Source organism: Acinetobacter sp. (assembly GCF_039596015.1).
Classification (GTDB): domain Bacteria; phylum Pseudomonadota; class Gammaproteobacteria; order Pseudomonadales; family Moraxellaceae; genus Acinetobacter.
On the sequence record NZ_JBCNKN010000005.1, the window covers coordinates 103,860 to 119,105 of the forward strand.

The following is a 15,246-nucleotide window of genomic DNA, read 5'->3' on the forward strand; positions in this document are numbered from 1 at the left end:
ACCTTAACGAATGTAATCTGTATTGGGTAAAGTGGTATAGGTTTTAAATTGTTCAAGTGAACCATGACTTTGTAATAATGTTGCCAATGACAAAATATATTGATAAGCATTGATTGCTTCTTCGGCACGAATGGCATTGAGTGCATTTTCTGCATCAATGATTTGTGTCGGCGTTCCCATACCTTCTTTAAAAGAGAGGGTTTGGATTCTTAAATTTTCTTGTGCTGCTGCCTTATTTTGCTGTAATAACACATGTGTTTTTTGACTACGATCCATACTGGAAAATGCTTTAAAAAGTAAATTTTCAATTTCCTGTTTGCCTCGTTCGGTTGATAATTCGGCTGCCTGACGTTCAAATTCAGCCGCTTGCGCCTTTTTCTTAAAATTTATCCCTGAAAATAAATTGTAACGTGCAGCAATTCCAACAATCCAGTTATGATGGTCATCTAAGCCATATTCACCAAAGGCATATAAACTGGGTTTACGTGCAGCATTTTGTAGTTTGACGTTTTGTGCCGCAATAGCACTGTCAAGTTGCATTTTTTGGATGAGCGCAGATTTCTGAGCATAGGTTTGCATTAAAGACGTTAAGTTTTGCGTCATGTGACGTTGAATAAATAAAGGTGTTGAAAGCTCAACATTCTGTTCATTTCGCAATAAATTATGCAGTACAAACTGACTATTTCTTTTTTCAGCCTGAACACTTTGCAGGGCGCGTAGCGCAGCATTTCGCGCCACCTCAAACTGCATCCGTTGGCCTTTGCTAATAAAACCTTGCTTTTCAAGTTTAAGCGCATTGTCTAAATGCTTTTGCATGGTGCTTAAATTCAGTTGAGCAATAGCGAGCAACTGCTGTTGTAATTGTACATTGAAGTAATTTTGGATAATTTCAAAGCGTTGAATGTTTTGTTGTTGTTGGTCGCCAAGCGTACTACGGTTGGCCTGTAATTTGGCAATCCGTTGCGTTGTCGTCACTAAGCCACCTGTATATAACGGCATCATCACTGAAACGGTGGGGGTGATGGCGTGATCTTTGACGGTAACATCGACATTGTCTGGAATAAGATTGACGCCAGAGTTAATGGCTTGCTGTGTGCCTTGATTAATGGTGTTGATGGCTTCACTGCTCAAACCCAGTTGACTTTGAATGTCAGACATCTGGTTATTGAGGCCCTGAGAAATTGAGTTTTGAATATTTTGTTTGGTTTTATCCAAAGGGACATTGGTTTCACTGCGAAAAGCATAGGCGCGAACATTGAGGCTCACATGTGGCAACGCCAAATATTTCACCGCTTCTGAGTTTAATTGTGCCGCTTGTTGTAACGATTGCGCGGCTTGGGTTGTATAACTTTGATTTAAAACAATACGTTCTGCCTGACTGTAACTTAGTTCTTCAGCATGACCAAACTGTGTTAAAACAAGGCACACAGATAATAGCCCTAATTTTTGCTGTACATTTATAGGTGGACATTGCTGTTTTAAATTGAAGAATTTAAAAAGATTCATTTTTTTAGGGATATTTCATTGTATAGGTTATAGATAAACATAAAATGAAATATTAAAAAAGCAAATAAAATATCTACAATATGAACAAATTGAATACTTTTTGTTGAAAGATAGTTGTTTGTTAAAACAAAAAATCGCTTTAAAAATTGAGAAAACAGTAAACACCAATGTATTTTGAACTCATTTAATTATCTTCATCGGCATTTTTCTTTGATAAGCAAAGGTTAATCGAAAAATTAAAATATGTTTTTATTTTGAATAGAAATATTAATGAATGAAAAGTCACATCATTTACAGATTATGTGGTTAAATATCGCCAATTTTATTGTGTTTAACCATGAAAGGAACAATCATGCGCGCGTACAATTTCTGTGCTGGCCCTGCTGCATTACCTACTGCTGTTTTGGAAAAAGCCCAACAAGAATTATTAGATTGGCAAGGTAAGGGCGTTTCCATCATGGAAATGAGCCATCGTAGTAAAGATTATGTTGCTGTTGCTGAAAAAGCAGAAGCAGATTTACGCAAGCTCATGAACATTCCTGAAAACTATAAAGTCCTATTTTTACAAGGTGGGGCAACCTTACAGTTTTCAGCTATTCCTTTAAATCTATTGGGTAAAAACTCACAAGCAGACTATATCCATACGGGCATTTGGTCAGAAAAGGCGATCAAAGAAGCTCAGCGTTATGGTCAAATCAACATCGTTGAAGCAGGAACAAAAGTTGAGGGCAAACTTGCAATTTCTGATGCAAGTACATGGCAGCTGTCTGAACAGGCTGCTTATGTCCATTACTGTGAAAATGAAACGATTGGTGGTTTACAGTTTAATCAAATTCCTGAAACAAAAGCGCCGTTGGTTGCCGATTTATCCTCTAGTATTTTATCAGCGCCGATAGATGTATCTAAATTCGGTTTAATTTATGCAGGCGCACAAAAAAATATTGGGCCAGCAGGTTTAACTTTGGTTATTGTACGTGATGATTTACTTGATCAGGTAAAACCAGAAATTCCAAGTCTATTAAAATATTCAGCGCAAGCAAAAAATGACTCGATGGTGAATACCCCTGCAACCTATGCATGGTATTTATCTGGACTGGTTTTTGAGTGGTTACTTGAACAGGGTGGGGTAGACGCCATTCACAAAATTAACCAGCAAAAAGCAGCATTGCTTTATGGTTATATCGATGCAAGTGATTTTTATAACAATCCGATTGCACCAGCAAACCGTTCATTGATGAATGTGCCATTTACTTTGGCAGATAGCAATTTAGATAAATTGTTCTTAGAAGAAGCAGAGAAAAATCATTTGCTTAACTTGGCAGGTCACCGTTCAGTGGGTGGAATGCGTGCAAGTATTTATAATGCTGTGCCATTAGAAGCTGTACAAGCTCTGGTTCAGTTTATGGATGATTTTGCAAAACGTAATGGTTAAATATCTATAAAAAAAGGTGCTGATTGAGCACCTTTTTAAAAACCAGAAAATTAAATGTGATTTTCTGGTTTTTTTATAACTTAAAATTAGAATAAATGGTGAATCAATAAGGCAACAAGAAACATTCCTAACATAAAAAAGCACATCGCGCCAAAGTCGAGTTTAATACGCGGCTGGCTATGTTGTTGAATCATGGTCGAGGTCTGTTCTTGCGTAATTTTCATTGATGAATGCCTGAATATGATCAATTACTTATATTTGGCTTACTTATGTTTACTTTTTAGCATAAATATTTGCCTGAATCCATATATTACCTCGAATATATTGTCCAATTTCAAAATTTTTATATTCACTATTTTTTGTAGCAATACGTACCAGTGTCGCTTCTTGTTGGTCTTCGAGTAATAATGTTACATCGTACAAGGTATAATCATCATTCATGCAATTTGTTGACGATTTACCAACAATTTTTCCTTGGAACCAAGCCTCATCTTCCTGTCCCATATTTTCGCCATATAAATAAGCCACCATTTGCGAAAAATCGACAGTAACAGGTGCTTTATCATCTTCTGTTTTGGGTTCCCATGCGTTAATGAGTTCTTGCAGGTTTGGCGGCGCAACACCATTGTGTTCAGATAAAATGTCATTGAGCGCACGATGATGCTTAATGGACGCAGGATCATCAACAACAATATGTTCATGTTCATTGACGACCTCGAGTTGATATGCCCAAGCATTGAGATGAACCTGATAGCGCTGATCTTTTTGATATTGATCGTGATTAACACTGTAAAGAGTGTCGAAAGCGTAGACAGTGGCATTTTGTCCGACGTTTAAACACAGGACTGCCTGTGTATTGGACTGATTTCGAATAATTCGGTCAATCTTTGCGGCAGTTGAATATGGACCTTCAAAGCTTGGAAATGCCATTTGTACTGCTTTGGGGCGATTATTTTCTACAGCAACGATTTGGGTAAATTGAATGGCTGAAGAACTTGGCCCCTGAATCAGCCATGCATCGGTGTCCATGTCTTCTTCTTTACAACACAATCCCATTGGCATAATGGGTGCATCAAGTGCTAGACCTAACCATTTGGGTACAGTCTGACAGGGTTCTTCAGTCAGAAGACTCCAATGTTCGATATGACTGCCAAAGTTTGTATCATCAATTGTAATGACTTCAGGTCTACTGTTTTGCATATTCATAAACACACATGTCTGCCTCGTTTTATATGTTTATCGAGGATAAATCAGTATTTTTCAAGGGCTAATATGAAATTATGTGTACGATTGCTTCGATTTAGGTCTTTTTCTATTCCGAAAACGAGAAAAATGGGTGAAATTGAATGGTGATATAATGTACGAAACACCCAAGAAAGGCTGAATTTGTTACACTAGTTCCAATTTGAATTAAACGAGCATATTTGTGGCCAGTTTTAAACTGTGGATTGATGCAGACGCATTGCCTAAAATTCTGAGAGAGATTATTTTTAGAGCATCTGACCGTTATTTACTCGATGTGATTTTTGTTGCTAATCAACCTTTAGGGATCGCGCCATCGGTTCGGATCAAATCTTTACAGGTGTTGAGTGGGGCAGATCAGGCCGATCAGGAAATTGTTCGGCAAATGGCTGAGGGTGATATTGTGGTTACGCAAGATATTCCTCTGGCAGCACAAGTGATTGAACAAGGCGGGGTTGCCATTCATCCACGAGGTGAAATTTTTACCACAGCGAATATCAAGGCACGGTTACATTTGCGAGATTACATGGATGTTTTACGTGGCTCTGGCGTACAAACAGGCGGGCCAAAGCCAATTAATGATCGTGATAAGCGTGAGTTCTCAAGTGCGCTAGATCAAACCATTCAACGACAACTTAGAAAGACCAAAGTTTAACATGTCTTTTTTTGCACGACACCATATTGGCCTGACCTATGCGTTACTGGTTCTCATCTGGTCATCAACGCCACTGGCAATTGTCTGGAGTGTGTCGGACTTAAACCCGTATTGGGCTTTGTTATTTCGTTTCTTTTTGGCCTGTCCTTTGGCATTTTTATTATTGCGTTTTTTAGGTTTGAAGTTGCCGTTGCATTCGCGAGCCATTCATAGCTATGTTGCAGGTTCATTTAGTCTCATCGGATCGCAGCTTTTTACCTATATAGCAACGCAGTATTTAAGCTCAGGTATGATTGCGTTGATGTTTGGTCTGTCGCCAATTATGGCAGGGTTGATTGGTTGGGGCTGGTTCAAACATCGGTTACGTTTGATGCAATGGTTTGGGATGGCTGTTTCGCTGGTTGGTCTGGCGATGATTTGTTTTAGCCATCAACAACGACACATTCAGGCATTGGGAATTGTGTTGATGTTAGTGAGTGTTTTTAACTATGCCATGTCCATTTTCTGGGTTAAAAAAATTGAGGCGCAATTGCCACCATTGGTTCAGGCAACAGGGTCGATACTGGTTTCAACTTTGGTTGCAATTTTACTGATTCCATTTATTTGGTCGTATGTGCCGCAGCATTTACCATCATTAAAAGCAATTTTCGCGATTATATATTGTGTGGTGATGGCATCGTTATTGGCGATGTTTTGCTATTTTAAACTGGTCCAACAAATTCAGCCGACAACTTTGTCATTAACCAATGTCATGACACCTTTATTTGCCTTGTTACTTGGTGCGTTGCTCAATCATGAACAATTGTCCTTGCAAGTGGTATTTGGTGCATTGATTTTACTTTTCGGACTGTTAATTTATTTTTTTCGAGATTTACAAATGTTCAGCTTCTGGCAAAAGCGTTTCAATTCCTCTAAGAATAAATAATCTCAATCAAATTTGGATTAAATCGGGGAAATTGAAGTGTGGGTAACATGCTTTGTACAATACTCCAAACAAGATCAATCGATTAAGCGTTTACTTTTGTGGGAATCAGGATAAGATTTTGCTGTCTTTTATGATCATCACAAAATGAGAATGACCGAAAGAATTTCTCTTTTTGGCTTTGAATATGTCATAGTCAATAAAGTGATCTGTTGTGCTGCATTATCGTGGCAGATAAAAATTTGATTTTAGAGCAATATGTTAGGGTTGTTGATCAGTTTAAATATAAGTAAAGTTGAATTGAGCTTCATTTCACATATTGTTAAAACCTTATAAAACACCTTGGATTTGGGTCATATGTTTAAACCAATCTCGCTGTATATCGGTTTAAGATATACACGCGCTCGGCGTAGTAATCATTTTATTTCCTTTATTGCTTTAGTTTCCATGATCGGGTTGACGCTCGGTGTTGCAGTGCTCATTACCGTTTTGTCCGTTATGAATGGATTTGACAGGGAATTAAAGAACCGTGTTTTGGGTATGATTCCACAAGCCAGTGTTTCTTCAAATGAAATTATTACCAACTGGCCTGATTTGGCTAAAAAAATCGAGAAACACCCGCACGTGGTCGGTGTTGCTCCGTTTACCCAATTACAAGGCATGCTGACAGCCCAAGGACAAGTTTCGGGGTTGATGGTTAACGGGATTGACCCACAATATGAAAAGAATGTTTCTATTATTCAAGACCATATGGTGGCGGGGAATATTGATGCGCTGAAAAAAGGCAGCTTTGGTATTGTTCTTGGTAAGCAGCTCACAGATGCTTTAGGTTTGGGGTTAAATGACAATATCACGCTGGTTTTACCCGAAGCGACACCATCTCCTGCGGGCGTTGTTCCTCGTTTTAAACGCTTTAAAATTGTGGGGATTTTTAGCATTGGTGCAGAAGTTGACTCGACCATGGGTTATATCGCATTAAATGATGCTGCAACCTTGTTACGTTTGCCTGACGGTGCACAAGGGATTCGTATGAAACTGGATAATCTATTCCTTGCGCCACAAGTAACGGAAGATCTTGTCAAAAAATTACCAAGCGGTTTCTATGGTTCAGACTGGACATATACTCACGGTAATTTGTTTAGTGCGATTCAGATGGAAAAATCAATGGTCAGCTTGCTTTTATTCCTGATTGTACTGGTGGCAGCTTTTAATATTGTGTCTTCTTTGGTGATGGTCGTGACTGATAAAAAAGCCGATATTGCTATTTTAAGAACATTAGGTGCATCGCCTGCAACCATTACCCGTATTTTTATGGTTCAAGGTACGATTATTGGAGTGATTGGGACGCTAGCAGGTGCGGTACTTGGTATTATTTTAGCGACCAGTATCAGTGGCATGATTGACTGGTTAAATACACGCTTAGGCTGGCATTTGTTTGATGCCTATTTTATCAACTATTTACCGTCTTATCTAAGATGGCAGGATGTGGTTGTTATTGTTGGTGTATCTCTGGTTTTAAGTTTCCTTGCAACGATTTACCCTGCTTTACGTGCAGCTAAAATTCAACCTGCAGAGGCTTTACGCTATGAGTAATATCGTATTAGAAGCGAAAAATATTTATAAAACATTTACCGACGGCAAGAGTAGCGTAGAAGTTTTAAAAGGGCTTTCTTTACAGGTGAAAGAAGGTGAGTTTATCTCGATTGTTGGTTCAAGCGGTTCAGGTAAAAGTACCTTATTGCATGTGCTAGGTGGACTAGACCGACCAAGTCGTGGTGAAGTCTGGTTAAATTCAGAACGATTCGATCATATGAATGAAACCACACGTGGTCATTTACGCAATCAAAATTTGGGTTTTGTTTACCAGTTCCATCATTTATTGCCTGAGTTTAGCGCTTTGGAAAACGTGGCTATGCCGTTGATGTTGCGTAAAGGAACACAATATGCAGAGGTCAAACAAAAAGCAGAATATTTGCTAGATCGTGTTGGATTATCACATCGTTTAACGCATAAACCTGGTGAACTTTCAGGTGGTGAGCGTCAGCGTGTAGCATTAGCCCGCGCATTGGTGACTAATCCGAAAGTTGTTTTGGCAGATGAGCCGACAGGGAACCTTGACCGTAATACTGCAATGAGTATTTTTGAATTGCTCAGCGATTTAAAAAAAGAGTTCAATATGTCGATGCTGATTGTCACGCATGATGAGCAATTGGCTCAGGCGGCCAATAAGGTCATGCACATGCAGGATGGCCTTTGGCAAAGCACATAAATTCGTAGCTAAGACTTGTTAAAGCCCCATAAGTGGGCTTTAATTATGTTTTTATAAAATAAAAATTATTAGCAAATGTGGATGTTGGTTTGTCTGGGATGGATTTTGGGGATTGCAACGCTAGGAATATCGATTGTTCCCGTTGTTTCAAAAAATGTAATTGTAGGGCTTTTACTCTGTAGTTGTGTCGTTGCTGTTTGGGGCAAAATTCGACCCTCCATTGGCATAGGTCATTGGACGCTTCATTTTAGTTGCGTGTTATGGGTTGTGACGGCATTTTTGAGTGCAACTTATTATGCTCAGTCGAGCTTGGAACAACGCTTAGCCCTGCGTGAAACACAGTCTAAAATAGTCGATGTCGTGGTCTTTGTTGACAAAATGGATGAACTGACGCAACAAGGTTCACAACAGGTGATTCGTGTTTATTCGACAGAACATCAACAAGCTGTCAATTGGTTGGCGCGTTTTAAAAGCACTCAGTTCATAGCATCTTCTTCTCCATTGCAGATCGGGCGGTATTATCGTTTAACAGGTAAAGTGCATCCTGCACATAGTTATGCTGTAGCGGGGGTATTTGATCAGGAAAAATGGTATCTACAACGTAATTTACAAGCCAACTTTCAGGTTAAAAAATTTCAGGAAATTTCAGCAGTACAGGCACAACAACAGAGCAGTGCTGCTTTTGTTTTGGGAAATACAGGATGGTTACATTTCCTAAATATGGCGATTGAAAAGCGACGTTTGGCATATAGACAGTTGCTTTTACAACAGCCTTTTCAACAAAAAGGCTTGCTATTGGCGTTATTGACAGGTGATGAAAGTTTATTACCCCAAACGATACAACAACAGTTTCAGCAATTGGGAATTAGTCATTTACTGGCAATTTCAGGCCCGCATGTCCTCATTTTTGCTGCAATGTTCTGCTGGTTTTTACATCGTTGTATTGTCTTATTTTTTCCTACGTTGTATTTGAAATATCCAAAACCCTTTCTTTTAAGCTTACCTCTGGTTGGTGGCGTTCTGTTTTATTGCGCTTTTGTTGGTTTTGAAATTCCAGCTTGGCGGACATTGCTTACATTAGGCATTGTGATTGTGAGCCTGTGGTTACATCAAAAAATCTGCCCTTTCGCCATTTTGTTATGTAGTGCAGCCATCATGTTGTGGTTAGATCCCTTTAGTATCTGGTCAGCGGGGTTTTGGCTTTCGTATGGTTCCTGTTTTATTTTGCTTCGAATTTATCAAACCTGTCAGCAATACCCACAACAGGCCTTTTTAAACTGGAAGGAACAAGGTTGGTTTTATTTTAAAGTTGCGGTGCAATCACAGTGGAAAATTTTTATTGCGCTTTTGCCTTTAACAATGCTGTTTTTTCAAAAGGTTTCATGGCTCTCACCACTCGCAAATTTATTGGCTGTCCCGTGGATTGGAATAGTGATTGTTCCCCTAGACATTTTTGCATCGATGTTGTCGTGGTTTTCCCCAAGTTTAGGAATGGGTTTCTATCAACTTGCTGAATGGAACTTGAGCCTGCTTTTGTATTGTTTAGCGTGCTTACAAAAGATGATTCCTGTTTCGTTGCAATGGATTCACATTACATTATGGCAGTTAGCTTGTTTGACAATAGGGCTGTTCATTCTGTTCCTTCCTCGTGGTGTTTTGCCTAAAGCATGGGCAGCCGTGTGTTGTTTGCCGCTTATTTTTCCATTGAAGTATCCATCGGCTTTTGAATTACAAGTTCTGGATGTCGGGCAAGGTCAGGCGGTTTATGTGAGGGAGCAGTCTAAACATTTAATGATTGATACAGGTGGAAAATATCAGGAACAGCACGCTGGTATCGGTCAGCAGGTGTTGATGCCATTCTTTGCACAGTCTGCTATTTCTCGGTTAGATCAGGTTATTTTGACGCATCTGGATCTTGATCATAGCGGTGCATTTGCAACCATTGCGCCAGAAATGAATATTCAGCAGTTAACTGCAAATGAAAATCCAAATCCTGTTGATGCCATTCCATTTCAATATTGTTCGGCGGGTCAACATTGGCAGCAAGGCAATTTGACCATACAGGTTTTATCTCCATTGGTGGAGGAATTAACCCAAGTACCAGATCAGCGCAATGAACTGTCCTGTGTCTTATATTTGCATTATCAACAGGCTCAAGGACAGCTCAATATCTTGATTATGGGGGATGCAGGGGACTTAGCTGAACAGCGAATTTTACGCCAATATCCAAACTTGGCTGTGGATGTTTTGATTTTGGGCCATCATGGTAGCCGATATAGTTCATCTTATGCGTTTTTGGAAAAACTAAAACCCAAAATTGCAATTGCATCAGCAGGTTTTGATAACCGTTATGGACATCCTAGTGTGGCAGTCAAGCAACGTCTGGCGCAGTTAAATATCCCGCTTTATAACACTGCTGAACTCGGTTCCATTCGTTTTAGTTTAAACCGTCATGGTGAGTTACAGCAGGAATTTACGCGTAAATCAAGGCGCTGGCTGTTTGGTTTCAGCTGAATACTGTTGACGAACTTGAGCAACCTTGGCCAATGCTTCGTCTATTGAGAGATGATAAACATTGTGTAGTTCGGGGTTGGCTTTGAAGCGTTTATAGCTCCAGTGATAATGTTCAGGATATTGACGAATTAGATTTTCAATCATTTCATGAATAATACGTGTACCGTCAGCATCTGTTCCCTGATAAATACGCTCGTCCATTGGCTTGATAAACATATCATAGCCTGCATTATCGTTGCGGATGGCATATAAAAAGAGCGCCCGTGCTTTGGTTTTTTGAATCAGTTTGGCAGACAAGTTGCTCGAAGCGAGGGGAATGCCAAAATAATTGACCATTGTCCCGCCCATATTTGGGGTATGGTCTGGCAAAATAACGGTTGTTCCACCACGTTTTAAATCTTTAAACACTTGTCGAACACCAGATTCATCTGTTGGAACCAGCGTGGCATTTTCACGACTACGTGCTTCACGGACAAAGACATCTGCTGCATCATTTTTGATGGGTTTATACATAATGGTCATTGGCGTATAGCTTGCAAACCATGCATTCATTGCTTCCCATGTACCAAAATGTGGAACAATGAGCACTAAACCTTTACCTTCGGCAATTGCATCATGAAAAAATTGTTCACCATGAATGTTCTGGATTCTTGAAATATTCTTTTGATTGGTCGCACCCCAGACATTGAAAAATTCACAATAAGATGTCATTTCATTTTGGATGGCTGTTTTGGCAATACGTTTGTATTCATGCTCATCTAGCTCGGGTAGCGCAATACGAATATTCAGCTCGGCAGCTTCTGCTGTCTTTGAGATATGAAAAGTATTGATGATTGATGCGAATAAACGTGCCATAAAACGTGCAAGATGTAAGGGTTGCTTACTGATGAATTTAAGAGCACGGTAAGTAAAAGAATTAGAATTTGACATTATAAGCTAAGAAAAAAACATCTTTTGTCATTACAGATAGTAAATATTATATGTGAAAAGTTATGTTTTAGACAGAGAGTCGTGTTGTAGTGTATATAATGAGGCAATTTTATTAAGTAGGATGTGTATCAATGTCTGATTGGCCACCAAAACCATTAAACGATAATACGTCACAACAAAATCCATCACAGCAATCAACAGGGCAAGAATGGAAGTTACTTGAGAAAGTATTGCTAAGTTCAGTTGATGAACAAAAAAAAGCACGCCGTTGGGGCATCTTTTTTAAGATATTGACCTTTATTTATTTATTCGTTGTGTTGGTCTTGATGTTGCGTAGCTGTTCAGATACCACAAACGAAGGCGATAACGGTGCAAGTGCGGGAAACCATTTGGCTGTCGTTGATATTGTAGGCACCATTGGCGCAGGCGGAACCAAGTCTGTAGACAGTGCGGACACAATTAAAGCATTGAAAAAAGCATTTGCAGCGAAGAACAGTCAGGCAGTTGCTTTGAATATCAACTCTCCTGGGGGTTCTCCTGTTCAGTCGGATGATATTTGGCAAGAAATTCGCTTCCTTGAACAAAAATATCCAAATAAAAAAGTCTATGCTGTGATTGGTGATATGGGTGCATCGGGTGCGTATTATATCGCTTCTGCTGCCAATGAAATCTGGGTCAATCCATCAAGTTTGGTCGGTTCTATTGGTGTAATCATGCCAAATTATGGTGTTGCTGGTTTGGCGCAAAAGTTAGGTGTAGAAGACCGCACCATGACATCGGGTGAAAACAAAGACATTTTGAGTATGACCAAACCGATTAACCCTGCACAACGTGCACATGTTCAATCGGTACTTGATGATGTGCATCAACATTTTATTGATGCTGTAAAACAAGGTCGTGGAACGCGCTTAAAAACAACAGACCCTGCAATTTTCTCTGGTTTGTTCTGGAGTGGTGCTCAGGCAGTAAAAATTGGAATTGCTGACCGTACAGGTAATATTGAAAGCTTGAAACGTGATTTAAAACTGACTAAAACAGTAAATTATACAGTTGAACATAGTCCATTTGAGTCTATTTTAGGCAAAATGGGGGCTGAATTTGGTCAGGGTTTTAGTGAAACAGTGACACAAAAATTAAGTAGTCAAAAACAGGTCGAGTTACAATAACAAGGCTTGAATAGGTCAGGGAATAATGAATCAGTTAAAACCTATTATTCATTTTGCACATGCCAATGGTGTTCCATCTCGGGTTTATCAAAAACTCTTTCATTTGCTTGAAAAAGATTATGAAATTGTTTTTGTTCCCTTGATTGGCCCTGATCAGCGTTATCCGATTGACCAGCACTGGAAAAGTCTTATACAGCAAATCATTGATAGTGTGGTGCAACAGGGAGGAGGTCGCCCTGTTATTGGCCTAGGGCATTCTTTGGGGGCTGTACTGACTTATCTTGCCTGTCAGCAACGTCCCGAATTATTTAAACAACTTATTTTGTTAGACCCTGCTTTTATTATGGGGAAAGCCGCTTTTGTTTTTGATATAGCAAAACATTTGCAAATGAAATGGGTTGATCGTTTAAGTCCTGCGGGATTATCAAAACATCGGAGAGATCATTGGGAATCTCGGGAACAGGCTGCTCAGTTGTTACGTCCGAAGGCATTTTTTCAACATTTTGATGAAATGTGTTTTCAGGATTATCTTCGTTATGCTTTAACTGAAGACCTCATTCGTGGTGGTGTCACATTGACGATTCCAAAAATGGATGAAGTAGAAATTTTTAGAACAAACCCTTCTTATTGGTGGCGTGTTTGGCATGCAGCGCCAAAGGTGAATACCCAAATACTGGTGGGTCGTGAAAGTATGTTTTATCAAAAGAAATTTACTGAAATGGTTCATCGACAGTTGCAGATTCCATTTTCTGTGACAGATGGTGGACACATGTTTCCATTGGAATATCCAGAGAAGACAGTGGAACAGATCCGAGCATTGATAGAAAAGAGTTGATGTTTTAAAGCAGTTTTATTACAGCTCATGCGAGCGTTAAAATAAAATCCAAAGATAAGTAAGCGGTGCCTCTTTAGTTAGATAAAGAGGCTTTTATTTTTGTTTGTCCTGATTTTGAAAAAATTTCAAAATCACCACCAATCCGTTTCATTCGGATACACATGCTTTGTAAGCCTACATGTAAATCTCTTTGTACATGATTTGGATCAAAACCAATACCATCATCTTCAATTTCTAAGATCAGGTGTTGAGCATTCCAATGTAAACGAATAGAGACATTTTTTGCCTGACTGTGTTTAATGGTATTGGTGAGTGCTTCTTCAATGACACGTAATAACGTCAAACATTGTAATGAACTCGGCTGGATACGCCAGTATTCGGGAACTTGCCAGCTAGAATGAATATCTAGCTCATCAAAAATTTGTACAAAACGATAGCGAATAGGGGCAACCCAAAGCGTTGGTGTTTCAGGGACTTTAGCACCTGCACTAGAGCCGTTATCAATGATTTGTCGTAAATCATCTCTTAGTAACTTGAGCATGGATAAAAATTGTTGATTACTTAGGTTACTTTTACTTTGTCCAATCAGTGCCATTGAACGAACCAGAGAACTGCCTAAACCATCATGCAAATCGTGTGCGAGATGAATTCTTTCCTGAAGCTTGGTGTTTTCCAGTTCTAGCTGATGCTGTGTATTGAGTGAAGTTGCAAGTTCATTTTTGGCTTGAATCACACGTTCTTCCAATATTCTATTAAAACGGGCGATTCGACGTAGGTTGTTAGACTGACGCATTGCCAAAATAGTTGCAACCAATAACGTTTCTAAAGAAGATGTATAGGGGGTCCATGAAAAAGGATTACCCGTTTTGAACAGAGATAGTGAATCATGAACAATGACCACGATATAAATTAAAAATACGGCAGCTAATAAATAAGCCTCTATTTTTTTTGAATGATAAGCAATAAATGGATAACTGATAAAATTGAGCAATAACAATAGGGTTGCTGTAATAAAACCAATAGCAAGATAGGGAGCCAAAGCCGAATCTGGCAAAAATACACCTAACAAAATGATACAGCCCAGTAGAAGATAAAGTACTTTTTCAATACGGGGAAACTCTCGTTGTGCAAATCGCCATGCATAAAGGTATGAAAAAACACTATATGCAAATATTGCAATAATATTTATTCGGGCAATTTGCAATGTTTTTAACCCAAATGGTGGGGTGACAATCAGAGTATTACCGATGATGAGTACCCACGCTAAAGCGCTGAGAGCAAACCAGCCAAAGACTTTATCTTCACGATAAAATAACCATACCAACAGAGAAATCAAACCTAATGTTAGCGAAAAAATAAAATTAAAAAAGCCAAGCGTTTGTTGTCTAAACCAGAAATTCTGATATAGCGGTATGGCACGATCAGGGATATCGAGTATAACCTTTCCTAATCCTGAAGCTTGGGTTTTCACCCCGATCACACGAATCCATAAGATGTTCTCACCTTGTTTTAAACTGGATGAAGGTAAATTCCAGTAGCGGGGCATGTTCCAACTACGTGATAACGGTTCGACCAAGCGTTGATCTTGCCAAAGCAGTTCGTGATTGAGATAAATCTGACCTGCCATATTGATATTGTTAATGACCAGTGTAATCGGTATTTTTTGTGGTTGATTACACGCATAATGCCATCGAATTTTATACCAGACGCTTCCTGAATAACCTTGCCAGCGCGATTCAATATAATCGGGAAAATGCTGAATATTGATCCAACCT

At 39.2% G+C, this 15,246-nt stretch carries 13 protein-coding genes; 8 read left to right on the forward strand and 5 right to left on the reverse strand.

The features are described 5' to 3' along the window. Positions 1–3: 3 nt before the first annotated feature. Positions 4–1,506 carry a TolC family protein gene (locus ABDV70_RS07165; RefSeq protein ID WP_343596596.1) on the reverse strand — a complete coding sequence of 501 codons (1,503 nt, stop codon included), beginning with the start codon at positions 1,504–1,506 and terminating at the stop codon, positions 4–6. A 352-nt stretch (positions 1,507–1,858) separates the two neighbouring features. On the opposite strand from ABDV70_RS07165, the gene serC reads away from it, so the two are divergent. Further along, positions 1,859–2,938, forward strand: a complete 1,080-nt coding sequence (gene serC / locus ABDV70_RS07170) for a 3-phosphoserine/phosphohydroxythreonine transaminase (protein ID WP_343596598.1) — start codon at positions 1,859–1,861, stop codon at positions 2,936–2,938. Between the two features lie 86 nt (positions 2,939–3,024). Here the strand turns inward: serC and ABDV70_RS07175 are convergent, their stop codons facing one another. Both ABDV70_RS07175 and ABDV70_RS07180 read right to left on the reverse strand, forming a co-directional pair. Then, the gene (locus ABDV70_RS07175; RefSeq protein ID WP_343596600.1) at positions 3,025–3,162 is read right to left on the reverse strand and encodes a hypothetical protein; all 138 of its coding nucleotides are present in this window, start codon (positions 3,160–3,162) and stop codon (positions 3,025–3,027) included. Positions 3,163–3,211: 49 nt separating this feature from the next. Continuing rightward, on the reverse strand, positions 3,212–4,144 hold the full coding sequence (locus ABDV70_RS07180) for a hypothetical protein (RefSeq protein ID WP_343596601.1): 933 nt from the start codon (positions 4,142–4,144) through the stop codon (positions 3,212–3,214). A 220-nt stretch (positions 4,145–4,364) separates the two neighbouring features. On the opposite strand from ABDV70_RS07180, the gene ABDV70_RS07185 reads away from it, so the two are divergent. From ABDV70_RS07185 to ABDV70_RS07205, 5 genes are all read left to right on the forward strand, one after another. Continuing rightward, the gene (locus ABDV70_RS07185) at positions 4,365–4,835 is read left to right on the forward strand and encodes a YaiI/YqxD family protein (RefSeq protein ID WP_343596603.1); all 471 of its coding nucleotides are present in this window, start codon (positions 4,365–4,367) and stop codon (positions 4,833–4,835) included. Between the two features lies 1 nt (position 4,836). Then, a complete protein-coding gene (locus ABDV70_RS07190) occupies positions 4,837–5,760 on the forward strand; it encodes a DMT family transporter (protein ID WP_343596605.1) in 924 nt (307 codons plus the stop codon). A gap of 354 nt (positions 5,761–6,114) precedes the next feature. Beyond that, positions 6,115–7,350 (forward strand): lipoprotein-releasing ABC transporter permease subunit, encoded by a 1,236-nt coding sequence (locus ABDV70_RS07195; protein WP_343596607.1) that lies wholly within the window; start codon positions 6,115–6,117, stop codon positions 7,348–7,350. Continuing rightward, positions 7,343–8,026 (forward strand): lipoprotein-releasing ABC transporter ATP-binding protein LolD, encoded by a 684-nt coding sequence (gene lolD / locus ABDV70_RS07200; RefSeq protein ID WP_343596609.1) that lies wholly within the window; start codon positions 7,343–7,345, stop codon positions 8,024–8,026. Before ABDV70_RS07195 ends, lolD begins: the two co-directional genes overlap by 8 nt. 81 nt (positions 8,027–8,107) lie before the next feature. Beyond that, on the forward strand, positions 8,108–10,540 hold the full coding sequence (locus ABDV70_RS07205; protein ID WP_343596610.1) for a DNA internalization-related competence protein ComEC/Rec2: 2,433 nt from the start codon (positions 8,108–8,110) through the stop codon (positions 10,538–10,540). Here ABDV70_RS07205 and ABDV70_RS07210 read toward each other — a convergent pair. Then, positions 10,511–11,470, reverse strand: coding sequence for a lysophospholipid acyltransferase family protein (locus ABDV70_RS07210; protein ID WP_343596611.1), 960 nt, complete (start codon positions 11,468–11,470; stop codon positions 10,511–10,513). The genes ABDV70_RS07205 and ABDV70_RS07210 overlap by 30 nt on opposite strands. A 131-nt stretch (positions 11,471–11,601) precedes the next feature. Between ABDV70_RS07210 and sppA the strand changes: the two genes are divergently transcribed. Then, complete coding sequence (gene sppA / locus ABDV70_RS07215; protein WP_343596612.1) at positions 11,602–12,636, forward strand: signal peptide peptidase SppA; 1,035 nt, start codon at positions 11,602–11,604, stop codon at positions 12,634–12,636. A 25-nt stretch (positions 12,637–12,661) separates the two neighbouring features. Next, complete coding sequence (locus tag ABDV70_RS07220) at positions 12,662–13,471, forward strand: alpha/beta hydrolase (protein ID WP_343596613.1); 810 nt, start codon at positions 12,662–12,664, stop codon at positions 13,469–13,471. 73 nt (positions 13,472–13,544) lie between these two features. Here the strand turns inward: ABDV70_RS07220 and ABDV70_RS07225 are convergent, their stop codons facing one another. Then, the gene (locus ABDV70_RS07225) at positions 13,545–15,098 is read right to left on the reverse strand and encodes an ATP-binding protein (RefSeq protein WP_343596614.1); all 1,554 of its coding nucleotides are present in this window, start codon (positions 15,096–15,098) and stop codon (positions 13,545–13,547) included. Between the last annotated feature and the right edge of the window lie 148 nt (positions 15,099–15,246).